Source organism: Mycobacterium sp. 134 (genome assembly GCF_048282715.1).
Classification (GTDB): domain Bacteria; phylum Actinomycetota; class Actinomycetes; order Mycobacteriales; family Mycobacteriaceae; genus Mycobacterium; species Mycobacterium septicum.
The window spans coordinates 6803696-6822530 of the sequence record NZ_JBLVUN010000008.1; the positions used below are offsets into that span (position 1 = coordinate 6803696).

The following is an 18835-nucleotide window of genomic DNA, read 5'->3' on the forward strand; positions in this document are numbered from 1 at the left end:
AAGACGGGTCACCCTGGGCGGACCACGATTTCGTGTACGTGACCGTCGGGCGGGGTGGTGACAGCCGTCGCCACCAGCCCGGCGACCGTCTCGGGCTTGAGAAATCTCGCCGGGTCGTATTCCCCGGACCCGTCGCTCACCGCGCTTTCATAGGCCACCAGGTCGCGTTGCATCTCGGTGTCGGTGCGTCCGGGGAAGATCGAGGTGACCCGCAACGACGGCTCATCGGCGCGCAGCGAGTCGGCGAACGCCCGCAGCGCGAACTTGCTTGCCGAGTAGGACGCCATGCCCGGTGAAACCTTCTGTCCGGCACCGGAGTTGATGAAGACGACATGTCCGCGGGCGGCCCGTAGTGCCGGCAGCAGGGCCAGGGTGAGCGCCACCGCGCCGGTGACGTTGACCTCGAAGGATGCCCGCCACTGTTCGGCGATGGATTCGGAGACCCGGCCCGGGTAGAGGACGCCGGCGTTGTGCACCAGCACATCGAGCTCGGCGAGCACCTCGGTGGCCGATTCGATCGAATCGGCATCGGTCAGGTCCAGCGGCCAGGTGGGCGCGCCGAGGCGTTCGGCGAGCGCATCGAGGCGGGCCGACGGGCGCCCGGCCAGAAACAGCGTGTGGGTGGGAGCAAGGGCGGCGGCGATGGCCGAACCGATGCCGCCAGCGGCTCCGGTGATCAATGCAGACGGCACGACTGCAACGTTACTGTGACGCTCAACAGCACGGGGCCGACCTGCGGACCGGGGCGCGGCGACGCATCATGGTAGGGATGCCACCGGACCCCAGCTTCGCTCCCACCCAGCTCGCCGCGCGGGCCGCGTACCTGTTACGCGGCAACGACCTGGGTGTGATGACCACTGCCGCGCCGTTGCTGTATCCGCACATGTGGAGCTGGGACGCGGCGTTCGTCTCGATCGGGCTCGCCCCGCTCAGCGTCGAGCGCGCCGTGGTGGAGCTGGACACCCTGCTCTCGGCGCAGTGGCGCAACGGGATGATTCCCCACATCGTGTTCGCGAACGGCGTCGACGGCTACTTTCCCGGCCCGGCCAGATGGGCCACGTCGGCCCTGGCGGCCAATGCGCCGCGGGTCCGCCACACCTCCGGCATCACGCAGCCGCCGGTGCACGCGATCGCGGTGCAGCGCATCCTCGACCACGCGCGCAGCCGTGGCCGGTCCACCCGGGCGGTGGCGGCGAGCTTCCTGGATCGGCGGTGGGCGGACCTGGTGCGCTGGCACCGCTGGCTGGCCGAGACGCGGGATCAGGACGGCCGCGGCCGCATCACGCTGTATCACGGGTGGGAGTCCGGCATGGACAACTCACCGCGCTGGGACAGCGCCTACGCCAACGTGGTTCCCGGCAGCGTGCCGGAGTACCAGCGTGAGGACAACGCGATCATCACCGACGCCACGCAGCGGCCCAGTGACCTCGAGTACGACCGGTATCTGTGGCTGCTCGAGGAGATGAAATCCGTTCGCTACGACGATGATCTGCTCCCGAAGGTGATGAGCTTCGCGGTCGAGGACGTGTTCGTCTCCGCGATCTTCTCGGTGGCCTGTCAGGTGCTCGCCGAGATCGGGGAGGATTACAAGCGCCCGAATGCCGATGTTCGCGATCTGTACTCCTGGGCGGAGCGCTTCCGGGTCGGGGTGGTCGAGACCGCCCATGAACGTAGCGGTGCGGCAAGGGATTACGACGTCCGCGCGAAGAAGTGGGTGGCAACGGAGACGGTCGCGCAGTTCGCCCCGCTGCTGTGCGGCGGGCTGCCGCACGAGCGGGAACGCGCACTGCTGCGGCTGCTGGAAGGTCCGCGCTTCTGCGGGCATCCGGACCTGCGGTATTCGCTCATCCCGTCGACCTCGCCGGTGTCGCGGGATTTCCGCTCGCGTGAGTACTGGCGTGGCCCGGTGTGGCCGGTGATGACCTGGCTGTTCTCCTGGTGCTTCGCCCGGCGCGGCTGGGCCGAACGCGCCTCGACGCTCCGTCGGGAAGGCTTGCGTCAGGCCAGCGACGGGACGTTCGCCGAGTACTACGAGCCGTTCACCGGCGAGCCGCTCGGCAGCATGCAGCAGTCGTGGACCGCCGCGGCGGTGCTGGACTGGTTGGGATAGCCCGGCTACTCCGACTTGGCGTGAGCGGGCTGGGTCTGCTCGTTCTGGCTGGCCAGCCGCTCCAGCGGGGCCAGAGCGGTGGCGAGGGTGGTGAGGTCTTCCGGGCTGAGGTTGGCCAACCGGGCGGCCAGGTCGGCCCGACGGGCGGCCAGCGATTCGCGGTGCTGCACCAGACCGCGCGGGGTGACCTCGACGAGGACGGCCCGCAGGTCGGAGGGGTCGCGCGACCGCTTGACCAGGCCCAGCTTCTCCAGCCGGCGGATTGCCACGGTGGTGGTCGGGGTGCGGACGCGCTCGCGGGCGGCCAGTTCGGTCATCCGGATCGGGCCCTGGTCGAGCAGGGTGAGCAGGATCGAGAGCTGGGCCAGCGTGAGCTCTCCGGCCGTGCCCTTGTTGGTATCACCGCGGCGCAGCACCGAGAACACCTTGGAGAGAACGCGTTGCAGCTCCCCGGCCAGCTCTGTGACCTGTGAATCGGGCTCCACCATAATTCGCTAGTCTAACCTGTCTGAGGCTGCCAGGTCGGCAGCTTGTGGGGGTTTGGCGCAGAGGGTTTCCCATCCCCGCGGTGTTGCCCTCACAGGACCTGCGACAGGAAGCGGCGCAGGCGATCTGTCTCTGCCGCCTCGAAGATCTGGTCGGGGGCACCCGACTCGACCACTTTGCCGTGATCCATGAACACCACCGCGTCGGCGGTGGAACGGGCGAATCCCATCTCGTGGGTGACCGCCAGGATCGTCATCCCCTCGGCGGCCAGCTCGGCGATCAACTCCAGGATTCCCTTGACGAGCTCGGGGTCCAGCGCCGAGGTGGCCTCGTCGAAGAACATCACCTCGGGCGCCATGGCGAGCGCCCGCGCGATCGCGACGCGCTGCTGCTGGCCGCCCGACAGCGTGATCGGACGCACATCGGCCTTGTGCCGCAGACCGACCCGCTCCAGTTGCTCGAGCCCCAGGGTGCGGGCGTGGTCGGTGCTGAGCCCCTTGAGCTTGCGCGGGCCAAGGGTGACGTTGTCGAGAACGGTCTTGTGCGGGAACAGGTTGAACTGTTGGAAGACCATGCCGATGCGCTGGCGCAGTCGGTCGGGATTGTCGGCCAGCACCGAGCGGCCGTCGAGCAGGATGTCGCCGCTGGCGGGTTCGTACAGGCGGTTGAGCGTGCGCAGCAGCGTCGATTTCCCGGAGCCGGACGGGCCGATGATGGCCGTCGTGGTGCCGGCGGGCACATCCAGATCCACCCCGCGCAGCACCGCGTTGGGCCCGAACGACAGGTGGATGTCCTTGGCGGCCAGCGCGACTGGCTGTGGTGCCGGCATCAGATCATCTCCTGGTTGGTCGCCGCGGGCAGGGGATCCTCCTCGGCCGGCGGGCGACCTCTGCGCAGCCGGTTGTCGACGAAGTTCACCAGATGGGTCAGCGGGATGGTCAGCAGCAGATAGAACAGCCCGGCGGCCACCAGCGGTGACAGGTTTCCGGTCTGCGCGTTGAGATCTCGGCCAACCTGGAACAGTTCGCGCTGGCTGGCCACAAGCCCGAGGAAGTACACCAACGACGAGGCCTTGAGCAGCGAGATGAACTGGTTCATCAGTGCCGGCAGCACCCGCCGGATGCCCTGTGGCACGACGACCAGGCGCATCGACGAGGCGTAGCTGAAGCCCAGGGCGCGCGAGGCTTCCAGCTGCCCGGGCTCGACACTCTGGATGCCGGAGCGGAAGATCTCCCCGACGTAGGCCGCTGCCATCAGCCCGAGCGCCGCGATGCCAAGGGGGTAGGGGCTGTTGCCGGTGAGCGATCCGACCACGGGGCCGATGCCCAGCCCGATCAGCAGGATGATCACCACTTCGGGCAGTCCGCGGAAGATGTCGGTGTACACCCGGGCCGGCCATCGCAGCCACCGGGACCGCGAGATGCCCGCCACCGCCAGGACCATCCCGAGTGCCAGCCCGATGACGCTGGCGCACACGGTCAGGATGAGCGTGTTGGGCAGGCCTGTGCGGAGGAGGTCGGGGATGGCCTGCTTGTAGAGATCCCAGTCCAGGAAGGAGTCCGCCAGTTGCGCCAGTGTCGATTTGGGCGCGACCGGGGCCCCGGCGGCGGGTTTCTCCTTGGCGGCGGCGATCGCGGCGAAATCGGGAAGTTGGGGAACGGGTGCCGCTTTGGAGCCGGGCTTCCAGCCGGGCGGCAGTGCCCGCGGCACCCAGTCGGAGTACAGCCGGGCCCAGGTGCCGTCGGCGATCACGGCGTCCAGTCCGGAGTTGAGCGCGTCGATCAGCGGCTGGTTCTCCTTGGCCACCGCCCACGCCACGAAATTGTCCAGGCTGAAGGTGTTTTCGATGATCTGCGCCGGGTCACCGGGCTGCACCGTGCCCGAGGCCTGCTGCGACGGTGCGACCCAGGCGTCGATCTGGCGGGTCTTGAGGCTGGCGTAGACGGTGTTGTAGTCGGGGAATTTCACCGGCTGCAGGTGCAGCGTGTCGATGACGTAGGCCTCCTGCACCGTGCCCTGCACCACCCCGATGCGTTGTCCGGCGGCGAGCTGGCCGAATCCGGTGATCGGTGAACCGGTCGGAACCACGAGCGAGAAGTAACCGAAGTCGTAGCCGTTGGTGAAGCCGACGGTGCGTCTGCGGGCGTCGGTGGTGGTGATCGACGAGGACGCCACGTCGAAGCGCCGGGAAGCTGTCTGGGCCAGCAGGCCCGAGAAGTCGGTGCCGACGAAGTTGATCCGCAGGCCGAGCTTGTCGGCGATGGCGCGCAGGAGCTCGTTGTCGAAACCGGTGAACTGTCCGGCCGAGTTGATGCAGATGCTGGGCGGTGCGTCCGACAGCGTGCCGACGGTGAGCACGCCGGGGGTTCCCAGGCCGAGGTTTTCGGCCCGGATCGTGTTCAACGGGGCGACGGTGGCGGTCGTGTACTTGTCGGCGCCGGGCCCGGTGGCCGCGGCGGCCAGGTTGGTGGGCAGCGCACTGGCGCTGTCCACACCGGGGGGCGCGCACTGGTCGACGTCCGCGCCGGCCGGTGCCGCCCACACCAGCCCGAGGAGGATCAGGACCGTGGTCAGCAGCGCGGCCGATCGTCTGGCGTACATCTGTTGCAACCTAGTGGGCGGACGCCCGACGTTGAGGGATTCCGCTCAAGGGGACCGCAAGTCGCCGAGCACTCCGCGCCGGGTGAGCTCGGCGATCATGATCTCCGCCATGCGTTCGGCGCGCTCGGTGCAGGCCTTCCGGGCAGCCTCGGGATCACGGGCGCGAATGGCGGCCGTCTCCTCTTCGTAGCCGGCGAGAAACTCGGCTTTGGCCTTCGGGTAACTGATCCAGAACTCCGAAGGTGCGAAGCTCTTGCCGGCACGGATGGTGGCGTGCAGGCGCGGTCCGGCATACTCGTCGTTGATCGAGTCCCGGAACACCCAGCACGCCTCCTGGAAGGTCTTGGTGTCCTTTGCTGAACGCATCACGCGCAACGCGTCTTCGAGATCGCCGATGATGCGCGGGGTGGGGTTTGTGGCGCAGCGAGCCGAGGCGATGCCGTTGAGGATCCCGTACAGCTCGTGGTGCTCGGCCACCGTCGCCTCGTCGAATCGGGAGACGAATGCGCCGCGGTGGTACCGCGTCGACAGGATTCCGTCGTGCTCGAGCTGGACCACCGCCTCTTGGATCGGGACGCGGCTTAGCCCGAGGTCACGGACGATCTCATTGCGGTCGATGCGGTCCCCGGAGCGCAGCTTGCCTGTCATCACCAGATTGATGATGTGCGTGACTACCTGGTCCTTCTCCTTGACGCCGTAGTTTTTCGGCACCCTCGGTAACTCCCCCTTTGAGTTGGGACGCACACCCCCCGTGCGTTGTTGTTGCGCAAGTTTCTCATGGGTGGCTCCAAAGGGTGATGCGAGTGGCTTCAGCTCATCCGCTGAACTTTGCGCGCCGCCCGTCGCGCCACCGGCACAGGGCCTCGGCGGCGGTCAGGTCGTAGTCCGGTCCGTTGACGCCGACGGTGACGATGCTGACCCCCAGATCTGCCAGCGCGTCGGCCTCGGCGAGCATGGCGTCGATCCCGCCGGTCTCCTGCACTCCGGCCGAGCGCTGCACGGTGGACGGATCGCGGCCGGTGGTGGCGCAGTGCTCGGCGAGTACCGCTGCCTTACCGGGGTAGGTGTTGCGGTCGACGAACGCATGCCAGATGTGGGCATGTTCGGCCACCAGGCGCAGGGTCTTGCGTTCGCCCTGGCCACCGATCAGGATCGGGATCTCCCGGGTGGGCGCCGGGTTGAGCTTGGCCAGCCGGGCCTCGATGCGGGGCAGCGCTTGGGCCAGGTCGTCCAGCCGGCCGCCCGCGGTGCCGAATTCGTACCCGTATTCGTCGTAATCCTTTTGTTTCCAACCGCTTCCGATGCCCAGGATGAGCCGGCCGTCGGAGATGTGGTCGACGGTTCGGGCCATGTCGGCCAGCAGTTCGGGGTTGCGGTAGGAGTTGCAACTGACCAGTGCGCCGATCTCGATGCGCGAGGTCTGCTCGGCCCAGGCGCCCAGCATCGTCCAGCATTCGTAGTGCGCGCCGTCGGGATCGCCGTAAAGCGGGAAGAAGTGGTCCCAGTTGAAGGCGATGTCGACGCCGATGTCCTCGCAGCGGCGCACCGCATCACGGATATGGCTGTACGTGGGGGAGTGCTGCGGCTGCAGTTGTACACCGATGCGTATGGGATGGCTCACATTTCCGAGCCTACTCACGCGGTCTGCTCGATGAACTCGGCACAGCGTTCGCCGATCATGATGGCCGGCGCGTTGGTGTTGGCCCGCGGTATGCGGGGCAGCGCGGAGGCGTCGGCCACCCGTAGTCCCGAAACGCCACGGACCCGCAGCTTCTCGTCCAGCACGCTGTCGTCGCCGGACCCCATGGCGGCCGTGCCCGCCGGGTGCCCTGTCACGCAGACGTTCCCGCGGATCCAGCGATGCAGTTCATCGTTGCTGTGCACTCCGGGGCCGGGGTTGATCTCGGTGGCAACGGCCTGCGCCAGCGGTGCCGTCGCGACGATCTCGCGAGTGCGGCGCACCGCCCGTACGAAGGCCTCAAGATCGGCGGCATCGTCGAAGGTGTTGAGCCGGATGGCCGGAGCGGTAGCGGGATCGGCGGAGCGGACCAATACGCTGCCGCGGCTGGCCGGCGTCCACAGTGACTGCAGGATGCTGATCGCCGGCCGCGGGTAGCGGTCGACGTCGAATCCGCTCGCATACATGGGCGCGAAGATGAGCTGGAAGTCCGGGGCGGTGAGTTCCGGTGCGGTGCGGATGTGGGCGACGGCCTCCATCAGATTGCTGGCCAGGATGCCGGTGCGACGGAACAGCCACTGCAGCAGCCAGCGGGGATTCGCGGCGTCGGCCAGGCCGCGGAACCCGGGTGCCAACTCCCAGTTCATGAACGTCGCAGGGTGATCGGTGAGGTTGCTGCCGACATTCGGGCTGTCGATCAGCGGGCTGATCCCCACCGTGCGCAGGTGCTCGGCGGGCCCGATACCCGACAGCTGTAGCAGCTGCGGGGTACCGAATGCCCCTGCGCTGAGCACGATATCGCGTCTGGCCCTGGCGATGTGGTCACCACCGCGGCGGGTGTACTGCACGGCCACGGCCCGTCCGCCCTCGAGGACGATCCGCTGTACCAGCGTGCCGGTGAGCACCGTGAGGTTGGCCCGGTGCCGGGCCGGGTTCAGGTAGGCGCGGGCGGTGTTGAACCGCCGGCCCTGCCACACCGTCACCGGTGAGATCGCGGCGCCGTCCAGATCGGGGCCGCCGACGTCTTCGTTGGCGGCCAGTCCGGTGGCCCGGGCCGCGGCCACGAACCGGGTCGAGGTGTCGTCGGGGTTGGCGGCGCGGGTGACGCGCACCGGGCCGTCGGTGCCGTGGTCGGGTCCGCCGAGATAGTGGGATTCGATGCGGCGGAACACCGGGGCGACGTCATCCCAGGACCATCCGGGAAGCTGCCAATCGTCGTAGTCGGACCGGGTGCCGCGGACCCACACCATGGCGTTCATGGAACTGGTGCCGCCGAGCACGCGGCCACGAGGCTGGGGGATGGCCCGGCCCGAGAGGTTCGGTTCCGGCTCGGCGACGAAACCCCAGTCGGTGGAACCACCGATCTGGGACCCGTAGGCCAGCGGTGCCTGCACGGCCAGCTTGCGGTCGGATCCGCCTGCCTCCAGCAGCAGTACCGTGCGCTCCGGGAGGCGTTCGGCGAGGCGCGCTGCCACAGCGCAACCCGCCGAACCGGCTCCGATCACGATGAAGTCGTATTCCGTCATGCTGTTGTCCGCGCGGCTTCGGGTCAGCCCAGGAGACCGCGCAGTATCTCGACCAGCTTGGCCGGCTGATCGCCCTGGACGGAGTGCCCGGAGTCGGCCACGACGTGGGTGCGCCGGAAGCCGGGCGCGGAGCGGGCGAAGGTGTCGGCATCCTCGTCGTTGACGAAGAACGAGTTGGCGCCGCGGATCAGGGTGGTGGGCATGGTGATCGAGGGCACGTCGTCCCACAGGCCCTCAAACCCGTCACCCTTGCGGAACGAGTCGTAGCGCCAGGTCCAAGTCCCGTCATCGAGTTGTTTGGAATTGTGGAAGACGCCGCGCCGCAACGATTTCGGATCGCGGTTGGGGGCGGCGGCGACGGTCAGGTCGAGCATGGCCTGGAACGTCGGGAAGGTGCGGTGCTCCTGCACCAGGGCGACGGTGCCCATCTGGGCCTTGGTCATCTCGTTGTGCCGTTCGGGTGCCGACGGGGTGACGTCGACGAGTGCGAGTTCGGGGACCAGCCGGGGGTCGGTTGCCGCGATCCGCAGCGCAGTCAGGCCGCCCAGTGACATGCCGACCACCAGTCGCGGCGTGCCCGCGTACTTCTCGAGGACCGGAATCAGGCTGACCGCATTGAGTTTCGGCCCGTAGTCGCCGTCCTCGCGCCAGTCCGAACGGCCGTGGCCGGGCAGGTCGACGGCCAGTGCGGGTTCGCCGAGGCCGAGGATCACGGTGTCCCAGGTGTGGGCGTTCTGCCCGCCGCCGTGCAGGAACACGATCCGCGGGGCGTCGGTGCCGAACTTCAGCGCGCTGATGGGCCCGTGCTCGATGCGTTCGACCGCAGGCAACGGGCCACTCGCGCCGATCTGTTCGGCGTTCTCGTGCAGCAGCCCGAACTCGTCAAGCCCGAGTAGTTCGTCATCGGAGATCTGGGGGTTGGCCACACCGGGACCCTAACCCGTAAACGACTCTGCGCCCAGGGCGTGATTGTGCGAGAAGCACACGCCCTGAGCGCAGAGTGAAAGAGAAGAGAACTAGCCCTCGATGAAGGTCTCCAGCTCGATGCGCGCGACATCGTCGGCGATCTGCTTGGGCGGGCTCTTCATCAGGTAGGCCGAGGCCGCCTCGATGGGGCCGCCGATGCCGCGGTCCTTGGCGATCTTGGCGGCGCGCACCGCGTCGATGATGACGCCGGCCGAGTTCGGCGAGTCCCACACCTCGAGCTTGTATTCCAGGTTCAGCGGCACGTCACCGAAGGCGCGGCCCTCTAGGCGCACGTAGGCCCACTTGCGGTCGTCGAGCCACGCGACGTGGTCGGACGGGCCGATGTGGACGTTCTTGTCCTCGACCTTGCCTGCCAGCGAGCCGGTCAGGTTGGAGGTGACGGCCTGGGTCTTGGAGACCTTCTTGGACTCCAGACGCGAGCGCTCCAGCATGTTCAGGAAGTCCATGTTGCCGCCGACGTTGAGCTGGTAGGTGCGGTCCAGCGTGACGCCGCGATCCTCGAACAGCTTGGCCATGACGCGGTGCGTGATGGTGGCGCCGACCTGGCTCTTGATGTCGTCGCCGACGATCGGGACACCGGCGTCCTCGAACTTCTTGGCCCACACCGGATCGGAGGCGATGAACACCGGAAGCGCGTTGACGAAGGCCACACCGGCGTCGATGGCGCACTGGGCGTAGAACTTGTCGGCCTCTTCGGAGCCGACCGGCAGGTACGAGACCAGCACGTCGACCTTGGCGTCCTTGAGTGCCTTGACCACATCGACGGGCTCGAAGTCGGAGATCTCGATGGTGTCGGCGTAGTACTTGCCGATGCCGTCGAGGGTCGGGCCGCGCTGCACCGTCACGTTGGTCGGCGGCACGTCGGCGATCTTGATGGTGTTGTTCTCGGAGGCGAAGATGGCCTCGGACAGGTCGAAGCCGACCTTCTTGGCGTCCACGTCGAACGCGGCCACGAACTTCACGTCACGAACGTGGTACGGGCCGAACTTCACGTGCATCAGGCCCGGCACAGTCGTGTTCTCGTCGGCGTTGTGGTAGTACTGCACGCCCTGGACCAGGGACGATGCGCAGTTACCGACGCCGACAATGGCGACCCGGATTTCTCCTGCGTGCTCAGACATGGACGATCTCCTTACTCGTTCTGTGTGCTCGGCCTGGGGCCGTGTGCGGGGCAGTGCTCATGTGTTTTCCGAGCGTCCCTGCGCCGAACGTTCGGCTGCGATCAACTCGTTGAGCCATTTGACTTCTCGTTCGCTGGACTCCAGGCCCAGCTGGTGCAGCTGACGGGTATACCGGTCGAACGAACTGCTGGCCCGCGCCACGGCTTCACGCAGACCTTCCCGGCGTTCCTCCACCTGACGACGACGCCCCTCCAGGATTCGCATCCTGGCCTCGGCCGGGGTGCGGTTGAAGAAGGCGAGGTGGACACCGAACCCGTCGTCGGAGAAGTTCTGTGGCCCCGTGTCGGCGACCAACTCGGTGAATCGCTGCTTGCCGGCATCGGTCAGCTGGTAGACACGCCGAGCCCGGCGCACCTTGGTCGGTCCCAGGGGTGCGGCGTCCTCGACGATCAGGCCGTCGGCCTGCATGCGACGTAATGCCGGGTAGAGCGAGCCGTACGAGAACGCTCTGAACGCCCCCAACAGACCCGTCAATCGCTTGCGCAGCTCATAGCCGTGCATGGGTGACTCGAGCAGGAGGCCCAGAACTGCGAGCTCAAGCATCAAGATCACCCCTTTCGACAGATCAGATGGAATTGATCGCTACGACGGATCAACACCTCGCCAAACTGTATCGCGCCGATATATTTGGCGCCAAGTGAATGCCGATATTCGCGCAGGGGTGGGTGTCGGGCTCGAGCGTCACGTCGGCGTGACGAAGGCAGCCCGACCAGCGCCGATGGCGGTCTGGAAGGGGCGACGGCAGCTCAGCGGCCGGACCCGGCTCACCCGTTGTTGCGGTACATCCCCTTGACGGTGCCGTCGGGGTAGAGGTTGATGGTCCCGCCGCCGAAATCGCTGCTGACGATGACGTCGATGTTGATGGCCTCAGGCGTCGACGGATCTTCGGACGGGGTGAGGCGCAGCCACGTGCTCTTCACGTCGGCACGTTTGGTGTTGAGCGTGTCGGGGGCGCCCCGCATGATCCCGAGGACCTTCTCGTAATCGAATGCCGCGAGGTCGACGAGGCGATCGTCCTTCTCGACGTTGCGCGGATCGGTGCTGGGATCACCCCAGCCGCCGGTGTAGCGGTAGTAGACCTTCTTGCGGCTGTCCTGTGGGTCCGCGCGGTAGAGCAGGGCCGAGTCCGGGTCGATGTGCAGTTCGAAACCCATTGTGTTGCCGAACTTCTGGCGCATCTGCTCGAACAGTCCCTTGACCCCGTTGAGCGATTGCAGCTGCGTCGGCGGGGTCAGCACCACCGGGCCGATGCCGTCGGGCACGGCGCCCGGGTCGGGGTTGAAGCTCAGCGGCGAGGAGGTGTTTCCGTACACACCCCAGCCGATCCCCATGCCGAGCAGGACCAGCACGACGGCCGAGGCGATCCGCAGCCCCCAGCCGCCGGCGGGCTTGTGGACACGGGGCACACGGGGCTTGACCAGTGTCGGCAACTGCACAGGCGCGTCCGCGTTCTGCAGATCTTCGACGAGGCGGGCGAGATCCCCCAGGGTCGTGGCGTTGGTGGCCGCCGATACCCGCTGGCGGTGCTCTTCCATGGACAACTGGCCCTCACCGAGCGCGTTGTCGAGCACTTTGCAGGTGTCGTTGCGATCGCTGTCTTTGGCCCGCGTCGTCGAGGTCTGCCGAGTTGCCACGCCGATGATCGTAAGAGCTGTGACGCGGTCGCGCCTCGGTGCGTAGGGGGTCGACGTACTCTGGTCATCGTGCGATTGCAGAGACAGGTGGTGGACTACGCGCTTCGGCGGCGGTCCCTGCTGGCTGAGGTCTATTCGGGGCGCACCGGCGTCTCGGAGGTCTGTGACGCCAATCCGTACCTGCTGCGCGCGGCAAAGTTTCACGGCAAGCAGAGTTCGGTGATGTGTCCGATCTGCCGTAAAGAGCAGCTCACGCTGGTGTCGTGGGTATTCGGTGATCATCTGGGCCCGGTGTCGGGTTCAGCGCGCACCGCGGAGGAGCTGGTGATGTTGGCAACTCGTTACGACGAGTTCGCAGTCCATGTGGTTGAGGTATGCCGCACCTGCAGTTGGAATCATTTGGTCAAGTCATATGTCCTGGGCGCGCCTCGGCCGCCGAAGGCACGTGGCACTCGAGGCACGCGCAAGTCGGCGCGTACGGCCAGTGAATAGCGAAGGGCGCCACAGCCGGTCAGCCAACGACATCCGTAATGCGGCTGACCGCCTCGGTGCGCGCGAAAATCGGCCGCCTGCACGGGAGAAGCCTCCGGTGCGGGAGAACCCGCCCGCGCGGGAGAAACCCCCGATGCTGGACAAGCCGCCGGTGCGGGAGAACCGTCCGCCGGCCCGCGAGAGCGGCCCCACGGGACGGGAGAACGGCCCGGCGGGTCGTCCGGGTCGTCCGGCGGTGCCGCCCGACGATCGGCTGACCACGGTGCTGCCGCCGGTGCGTGACGGCGGGCCGGCCCCGCTCGATGTGGTCAGGGCGGCGATGGACGGCACTCCGCCGCCGAAACCGCAGCCACCCAAATCTCCGCCCCCGCCGCCGGGAGGCGGCCGCGGATCGGGCCCCCCGGGTCCGCCCGGGCCGGGTCCGGGTCGGCAGTTCCACATCAACTGGAAGTTGGTCCGGCGTCTGTCGATCGCCGCGGTGGTGGCGATGATCCTGCTTCCGCTCGTGACGTTCGGTATGGCGTACATGATCGTCGACGTCCCGCAGCCCGGCGATATCCGGACCAACCAGGTGTCGACGATCCTGGCCAGCGACGGCAGCGAGATCGCCAAGATCGTGCCGCCCGAAGGCAACCGGGTCGACGTCGGCATCGACAAGATCCCGGAGCACGTCCGCAACGCGGTGATGGCCGCGGAGGACCGCGATTTCTATACCAATCCGGGCTTCTCGTTCACCGCGCTGTTGCGCGCGATCAAGAACAACCTGGTCGGCGGTGACCTGCAGGGCGGATCGACCATCACCCAGCAGTACGTCAAGAACGCGCTGGTCGGTGACGAGCGCTCGGGCATCGGCGGTTTGATCCGCAAGGCCAAGGAGTTGGTCATCTCGACCAAGATGGCCAGCGAGTGGTCCAAAGACGCTGTGATGCAGGCGTATCTGAACATGATCTATTTCGGCCGCGGCTCGTACGGAATCGCGGCGGCCGCCAAGTCGTACTTCGACAAGCCGGTCGAACAGCTCAACGTCGCCGAGGGCGCGCTGATGGCCGCGCTGATCCAGCGGCCGTCGACACTTGACCCGGCGGTCGATCCGGAAGGCGCCGCCGAGCGGTGGAACTGGGTGCTCGACGGCATGGTCGACATGGGCGCGCTGCCGGCCCAGGAACGTGCCGGGCTGGTGTTCCCGCCGACGGTGCCACCGGACCAGGCCCAGCAGCAGAACCAGACCACCGGCCCGAACGGCCTGATCGAGCGGCAGGTCACGAAGGAACTGCTCGATCTGTTCGACATCAGTGAGCAGGCACTGAACACCGAAGGTCTGCAGGTCACCACCACGATCGACCCGCAGGCCCAGCAGGCCGCGGAAAACGCGGTGACCAAGTACATGGACGGTCAGGACCCCGACATGCGGACCGCGGTGGTCTCCGTCGATCCGCGCGACGGCGCGGTCAAGGCCTACTACGGCGGATCGGATGCCAACGGCTTCGACTTCGCCCAGGCCGGGTTGCCGACCGGGTCGTCGTTCAAGGTGTTCGCGCTCGTCGCGGCCCTGCAACAGGGCATCGGTCTGGGCTATCAGGTCGACAGCGGGCCGGTCACGGTGAACGGCATCAAGATCACCAACGTCGAGGGTGAGGGCTGCGGGGTGTGTTCGATCGCCGAGGCGCTCAAGCGGTCGCTCAACACCAGCTACTACCGGCTGATGCTCAAGCTCGAGCACGGTCCCGAGGACGTGGCCAAGGCCGCGCACGATGCCGGCGTGGCCGAGAGCTTCCCCGGCGTCGAGCACACGCTGTCCGAAGACGGCAAGGGCGGCCCGCCGAACAACGGTGTGGTGCTGGGCCAGTACCAGTCCCGGGTGATCGACATGGCCTCGGCGTACGCGACGCTGGCGGCGTCCGGCGTCTACCACAAGCCGCATTTCGTGCAGAAGGTCGTGAACTCCTCGGGGCAGGTGTTGTTCGACGCCTCCAGCCAGGACAACGGTGAACAGCGCATCGACAAGGCGGTCGCCGACAACGTCTCGGCGGCCATGCAGCCGATCGCCGGCTGGTCGCGCGGGCACAACCTGGCCGGCGGACGCGCCTCGGCCGCCAAGACGGGCACCAACCAGCTCGGCGACACCGGCGACAACCGCGACGCCTGGATGGTCGGATACACGCCGTCGCTTTCGACCGCGGTCTGGGTGGGTACCTCCGACGGTGTGAACCCGTTGAAGACACCAGGGGGTGGGCCGGTCTACGGATCCGGACTGCCGTCGGACATCTGGAAATCCACCATGGACGGTGCGCTGAAAGGTACCGACAACGAGACGTTCCCGAAGCCGACCGAGATCGGTGGCTACGCGGGTGTGCCGCAGGCACCGCCGCCGCCGCCCGCTCCGGGAACGCCGGGTGGCCCGCCGATCGCGGTGATGCCGTCGGAGACCGTGATTCAGCCGACCATCGAAGTGGCCCCGGGTATCACGATCCCGATCGGGCCTCCGACGACCGTGCCGATCGGCCCGCCGCCGGGAGCTCCCGTCGTGCCCGGCGCGCCGGGCGTCCCGGTGCCACCGCCGCCTCCGTGACGGACCGGGTATCGCCGGCTCCGCTCGCCGAAGATCAGCGGAGCGCCGACGACCGAGACATGCCCAGCCGCAATGACCGGCTGGGGGAGGCGCTGTCGCAGACCGTGGGCGGACCCGTCGGCCGTCACGCGCTGATCGGCCGGACGCGGTTCATGACCCCGCTGCGGGTGATGTTCGTGATCGCAGTGATTTTCCTGGCGTTGGGTTATACGACCAAGTCCGCCTGTCTGCAGACGACCGGCAACGGCACCGCGGGCCAACGGGTGGCCAACTGGGAGAACAACCGCGCCTACTACGAACTGTGTTACTCCGACACGGTTCCGCTGTACACCGCGGAGTTGTTGAACCTGGGCAAGTTTCCCTACAAGTCCAGCTGGGTCGAGAACGACGCGACGGGCAAGCCGCGCATGCAGTACGACGGCAGCCCGGCGATCCGCTACATGGAGTATCCGGTGCTGACCGGGCTCTACCAGTACGTGTCGATGTCGCTGGCCAAGACCTACACCGCGGTGACCAAGCTGGTGTCGGTGCCGCTCATCGCCGAAGTGGTGATGTTCTTCAACATCTCGGCTTTCGGCCTGGCGCTGGCCTGGTTGGCCACGGTCTGGGCCACTTCGCGATTGGCCGGCCGGCGGGTGTGGGATGCCGCGCTGGTGGCGGGCTCGCCGATCGTGATCTTCCAGGTGTTCACCAATTTCGACGCGTTGGCGACCGCTGCCGCCGCGGGCGCGATGCTGGCATGGGCCCGGCGAAAACCGGTGTGGGCCGGGGCGCTGATCGGAATCGGCGTGGCGGCCAAGCTGTATCCGCTGCTGCTGTTCGTCCCGCTGCTGCTGCTCGGGCTGCGCACCGGGCGCCTGCGCGAGGTCGGTAAGGCCGCGGTGACCGCGGTCGTGACCTGGTTGCTGATCAATCTGCCGATCATGGTGCTCTTCCCACGGGGATGGTCAGAGTTCTTCCGGCTCAACACCCGTCGCGGCGATGACATGGACTCGCTCTACAACGTGGTGAAGTCGTTCAGCGACTGGCGCGGCTTCGATCCGGATCTCGGTTTCTGGCAGCCGCCGACGGTACTCAACACCGTCACCGCGGTGTTGTTCGCGGCCTGCTGTATCGCGATCGGCTACATCGCATCGACCGCACCGCAGCGGCCGCGGTTGGCGCAACTGGCATTCCTGGTGGTGGCCGCGTTCCTGCTGACCAACAAGGTGTGGAGCCCACAGTTCTCGCTGTGGCTGGTGCCGCTGGCGGTGCTGGCCCTGCCGCATCGCCGAATCCTGTTGGCGTGGATGACGATCGACGCCCTGGTGTGGGTGCCGCGCATGCTCTATCTGTACGGCGAACAGAACAAGGGTCTGCCCGAACAGTGGTTCACCACGACGGTGTTGGTTCGCGACCTTGCGGTGATCGTGTTGTGTGCGTTGGTCATTCGCCAGATCTACCGTCCGCAGCTCGATCTGGTCCGGCACGGCGGCCGCATCGACGATCCCACCGGCGGGGTGTTCGACCGCGCGCCCGACGCTGCGCCGCGTTGGCTGCCGGACTGGCTGCGTCCCTCGGCGGACCGCGTCCGGATCGAGCCAAGGCCGGACCCCGAGCCGGAGCTGGCGGGCTCCAGGTAGCCGCGCGCGAACGTGTGAGCTCAGCCCGGATAGGGCGGGTAGAACTGGGGCGCGATCGCATTCTGCTTCGCCCGGATCCACGTGGTCGTCGACGGCAGCATGGCGAGCACGAGCGTCAAGAGGGGCACGACAATGCCCACGACGACGGCGATACCGATGGAGACGGGCTCACGGCTGGGTTCGCCTGAGATGCCGATGACCATGTCGCCGATGGCGGCCAGACCGAACAAGATGGCCACGGCGCATCCGCCGACGACGAGCCGGCGCCCGGTCATCTTGCGCCGAAACAGCAGTATCGCTCCGATGAAGAGGGTCAATCCGAAGGCAATGCCCAACAGACCGAAAATGGCGCCTGCGACGTCGAATTCACCGTCCATGATCATGATGATCACGGAGAGCACGGCGAAGCAGGTACCGATCAATCCGCCCACCAGCGCCAGGAGCCCGGCGATGACGCCAGTGGCACCGCTCGGACCGCCCGGCGGCTTCGGCTGATAGCCGCCCGGATACCCGGGTTGCTGTGGCCACCCCGGTTGTTGTTGCGGGTAACCGGGCGGCTGGCCGTAGACCGGCTGTCCGGGGAACCCCTGCCCATGAGGTCCGTGCGGATAGTTCATACATCCCTCTCGAAGACACGATCAAAGCGCGGGAGTCGGCTTCGCCTGGATCCAGGCCGCGGTCGACGGGAGCACGGCCAGCACGATCGTGGCGATCGGCAGCACGAGACTCAGGACCGCCAGCCCGCTGGTGCCGGGGGCGCCGTAGCGGGCCGCCGCGCCGAGACTGAGACCCAGGCTGATGAGGCTGCCCAGGACGATCAGCACACAGCCGCTGACAATGAGCCGGCGGCCGATCATCTTGTGCTGCAGCAGCGTAACCGTTCCGGCCAAGAGCAGGAGCCCGCACACCACGCTCAGCAGGGTCGCGAGGACCGTCAGTGTGAGCACGCCGGGGGTCCTCAAGGCCAACGTCCGCAGGCCCGCGTCGCCGGCGAGCGCGGCAAGTCCGATGAGCCCGACGATTCCGTTGCCCAGGGTCATCGCGGCGCCGAGCCCGGCCAGGACGGCTGTGATGATCGCCGTGACCCGGCTCGGCGACACCGCCGCCTCGGGCTGCGGTGCATCCGGTTGGGTGTCGCCCAGCGGATACTCGGGCTGTTGATGGCCGAGCTGCTCCGGATAGCTGGGCTCGCCGGGATACTCCGGGCCCTGGGGTCCGTGGGGAGAGGTCACTGCTGCTCCGATCCTGGGTGATTGGCGGGTCCGCACAGAGGCATTCGCAGATCAGCCGGTGTCAGCTCAACCCGGATACGGCGGGTAGAAGTGGGGTGCAACCGGATACTGTCTGGCCTTGATCCACGCTGTCGTCGACGGGAGCAGGACCAGGACGATCGTCGTGATCGCGAACATGACACCTACGAGGTCGGGCCCCACCCCACGGTCGTACTCATAGTCCGCGATGAACGAGGGCAGCAACGTCAAGTTGATCAGTGTGCTCAGAATGGACACGGCGCACCCCGCGACCACGAGCCAGCGGCCAACCATCTTGCGTAGCAACAGCATCACCGTTCCGATCAGAAGCAGCAGCCCGGAGACGACGTTCAGCACGGTGATGGCGATGAGCCCTGTCCACGGGTTGTCGGTTGATGCGGTGGCATCGGTCGTCGCGCCGATCATGATGGCAAGTCCGAAGGCCATGGCGATGCCGCCGACGAAGTTCGCCAGGCCGCCGAGCCCGGCAAGAACACCGGCGATGATGGCCGTCACCCCGCTGGGTTTCTGGGGCGTCGCGGCGAAGGGCTGCTGCGGAAAGGGCGGCTGTGGAAAGGGCTGCTGTGGAAAGCCGGGCTGAGGAAAGGGCTGCTGCGGAAAGCTCGGCGGCTGCGGCCCGCCGGGTTGCGGTGGAAACCCCTGCCCATAAGACCCGTACGGATAGCTCACGGACCCCCC

At 67.4% G+C, this 18835-nt stretch carries 18 protein-coding genes; 4 read left to right on the forward strand and 14 right to left on the reverse strand.

Going from position 1 to position 18835, the window contains the following annotated elements; genetic code table 11:
- Positions 1 to 8 precede the first annotated feature (8 nt).
- Positions 9 to 692 carry an SDR family oxidoreductase gene (locus tag ACNQVK_RS37265; protein WP_418033912.1) on the reverse strand — a complete coding sequence of 228 codons (684 nt, stop codon included), beginning with the start codon at positions 690 to 692 and terminating at the stop codon, positions 9 to 11.
- A gap of 77 nt (positions 693 to 769) precedes the next feature.
- Between ACNQVK_RS37265 and ggh the strand changes: the two genes are divergently transcribed.
- The gene (gene ggh, locus ACNQVK_RS37270) at positions 770 to 2110 is read left to right on the forward strand and encodes a glucosylglycerate hydrolase (RefSeq protein WP_418033914.1); all 1341 of its coding nucleotides are present in this window, start codon (positions 770 to 772) and stop codon (positions 2108 to 2110) included.
- 5 nt (positions 2111 to 2115) lie between these two features.
- On the opposite strand, the gene ACNQVK_RS37275 is transcribed toward ggh, so the two are convergent.
- The 10 genes from ACNQVK_RS37275 to ACNQVK_RS37320 all read right to left on the reverse strand — a co-directional run bounded on the left by ACNQVK_RS37275 (position 2116) and on the right by ACNQVK_RS37320 (position 12203).
- A complete protein-coding gene (locus ACNQVK_RS37275) occupies positions 2116 to 2598 on the reverse strand; it encodes a MarR family winged helix-turn-helix transcriptional regulator (RefSeq protein ID WP_090429468.1) in 483 nt (160 codons plus the stop codon).
- 89 nt (positions 2599 to 2687) lie between these two features.
- Positions 2688 to 3425, reverse strand: a complete 738-nt coding sequence (locus ACNQVK_RS37280; protein WP_418033916.1) for an amino acid ABC transporter ATP-binding protein — start codon at positions 3423 to 3425, stop codon at positions 2688 to 2690.
- Positions 3425 to 5197 carry an ABC transporter substrate-binding protein/permease gene (locus ACNQVK_RS37285; protein ID WP_418033918.1) on the reverse strand — a complete coding sequence of 591 codons (1773 nt, stop codon included), beginning with the start codon at positions 5195 to 5197 and terminating at the stop codon, positions 3425 to 3427. The genes ACNQVK_RS37280 and ACNQVK_RS37285 overlap by 1 nt, the downstream gene beginning before the upstream one ends.
- 45 nt (positions 5198 to 5242) lie before the next feature.
- The gene (locus ACNQVK_RS37290) at positions 5243 to 5908 is read right to left on the reverse strand and encodes a GntR family transcriptional regulator (protein ID WP_418033919.1); all 666 of its coding nucleotides are present in this window, start codon (positions 5906 to 5908) and stop codon (positions 5243 to 5245) included.
- 103 nt (positions 5909 to 6011) lie between these two features.
- The gene (locus ACNQVK_RS37295) at positions 6012 to 6836 is read right to left on the reverse strand and encodes an LLM class F420-dependent oxidoreductase (RefSeq protein ID WP_418033921.1); all 825 of its coding nucleotides are present in this window, start codon (positions 6834 to 6836) and stop codon (positions 6012 to 6014) included.
- Entirely contained in the window at positions 6833 to 8401 is a 1569-nt protein-coding gene (locus ACNQVK_RS37300; RefSeq protein ID WP_418033923.1) for a GMC family oxidoreductase, read from the reverse strand. Before ACNQVK_RS37300 ends, ACNQVK_RS37295 begins: the two co-directional genes overlap by 4 nt.
- A 23-nt stretch (positions 8402 to 8424) precedes the next feature.
- Entirely contained in the window at positions 8425 to 9327 is a 903-nt protein-coding gene (locus ACNQVK_RS37305; protein WP_418033925.1) for an alpha/beta fold hydrolase, read from the reverse strand.
- A gap of 90 nt (positions 9328 to 9417) precedes the next feature.
- The gene (locus ACNQVK_RS37310; protein ID WP_418033927.1) at positions 9418 to 10509 is read right to left on the reverse strand and encodes an inositol-3-phosphate synthase; all 1092 of its coding nucleotides are present in this window, start codon (positions 10507 to 10509) and stop codon (positions 9418 to 9420) included.
- A 57-nt stretch (positions 10510 to 10566) separates the two neighbouring features.
- Entirely contained in the window at positions 10567 to 11112 is a 546-nt protein-coding gene (locus ACNQVK_RS37315; RefSeq protein ID WP_044519009.1) for a PadR family transcriptional regulator, read from the reverse strand.
- Between the two features lie 221 nt (positions 11113 to 11333).
- Positions 11334 to 12203: a DUF1707 SHOCT-like domain-containing protein gene (locus ACNQVK_RS37320; protein WP_418033929.1), complete on the reverse strand. Its 870-nt coding sequence runs from the start codon at positions 12201 to 12203 to the stop codon at positions 11334 to 11336.
- A 69-nt stretch (positions 12204 to 12272) separates the two neighbouring features.
- Between ACNQVK_RS37320 and ACNQVK_RS37325 the strand changes: the two genes are divergently transcribed.
- The 3 genes from ACNQVK_RS37325 (at position 12273) to ACNQVK_RS37335 (ending at position 16886) form a co-directional block, all read left to right on the forward strand.
- The gene (locus ACNQVK_RS37325; protein WP_036443617.1) at positions 12273 to 12695 is read left to right on the forward strand and encodes a DUF5318 domain-containing protein; all 423 of its coding nucleotides are present in this window, start codon (positions 12273 to 12275) and stop codon (positions 12693 to 12695) included.
- A gap of 235 nt (positions 12696 to 12930) precedes the next feature.
- Positions 12931 to 15264, forward strand: coding sequence for a transglycosylase domain-containing protein (locus ACNQVK_RS37330; RefSeq protein WP_418034588.1), 2334 nt, complete (start codon positions 12931 to 12933; stop codon positions 15262 to 15264).
- Between the two features lie 59 nt (positions 15265 to 15323).
- Positions 15324 to 16886: a glycosyltransferase family 87 protein gene (locus ACNQVK_RS37335; protein ID WP_418034590.1), complete on the forward strand. Its 1563-nt coding sequence runs from the start codon at positions 15324 to 15326 to the stop codon at positions 16884 to 16886.
- Between the two features lie 20 nt (positions 16887 to 16906).
- On the opposite strand, the gene ACNQVK_RS37340 is transcribed toward ACNQVK_RS37335, so the two are convergent.
- The 3 genes from ACNQVK_RS37340 to ACNQVK_RS37350 all read right to left on the reverse strand — a co-directional run bounded on the left by ACNQVK_RS37340 (position 16907) and on the right by ACNQVK_RS37350 (position 18826).
- Positions 16907 to 17503: a hypothetical protein gene (locus tag ACNQVK_RS37340; RefSeq protein ID WP_418033931.1), complete on the reverse strand. Its 597-nt coding sequence runs from the start codon at positions 17501 to 17503 to the stop codon at positions 16907 to 16909.
- Positions 17504 to 17524: 21 nt separating this feature from the next.
- Complete coding sequence (locus ACNQVK_RS37345) at positions 17525 to 18118, reverse strand: hypothetical protein (RefSeq protein ID WP_418033933.1); 594 nt, start codon at positions 18116 to 18118, stop codon at positions 17525 to 17527.
- A 66-nt stretch (positions 18119 to 18184) separates the two neighbouring features.
- On the reverse strand, positions 18185 to 18826 hold the full coding sequence (locus ACNQVK_RS37350; RefSeq protein WP_418033935.1) for a hypothetical protein: 642 nt from the start codon (positions 18824 to 18826) through the stop codon (positions 18185 to 18187).
- Between the last annotated feature and the right edge of the window lie 9 nt (positions 18827 to 18835).

Coding starts and splice junctions, on each gene's coding strand:
- ACNQVK_RS37310 (WP_418033927.1), bottom strand. CDS start 10,509: ATGTCTGAGCACGCAGGAGAAATCCGGGTCGCCATTGTCGGCGTCGGT.
- ACNQVK_RS37300 (WP_418033923.1), bottom strand. CDS start 8,401: ATGACGGAATACGACTTCATCGTGATCGGAGCCGGTTCGGCGGGTTGC.
- ACNQVK_RS37275 (WP_090429468.1), bottom strand. CDS start 2,598: ATGGTGGAGCCCGATTCACAGGTCACAGAGCTGGCCGGGGAGCTGCAA.
- ACNQVK_RS37340 (WP_418033931.1), bottom strand. CDS start 17,503: ATGAACTATCCGCACGGACCTCATGGGCAGGGGTTCCCCGGACAGCCG.
- ACNQVK_RS37335 (WP_418034590.1), top strand. CDS start 15,324: ATGCCCAGCCGCAATGACCGGCTGGGGGAGGCGCTGTCGCAGACCGTG.
- ACNQVK_RS37285 (WP_418033918.1), bottom strand. CDS start 5,197: ATGTACGCCAGACGATCGGCCGCGCTGCTGACCACGGTCCTGATCCTC.
- ACNQVK_RS37280 (WP_418033916.1), bottom strand. CDS start 3,425: ATGCCGGCACCACAGCCAGTCGCGCTGGCCGCCAAGGACATCCACCTG.
- ACNQVK_RS37315 (WP_044519009.1), bottom strand. CDS start 11,112: ATGCTTGAGCTCGCAGTTCTGGGCCTCCTGCTCGAGTCACCCATGCAC.
- ggh (WP_418033914.1), top strand. CDS start 770: ATGCCACCGGACCCCAGCTTCGCTCCCACCCAGCTCGCCGCGCGGGCC.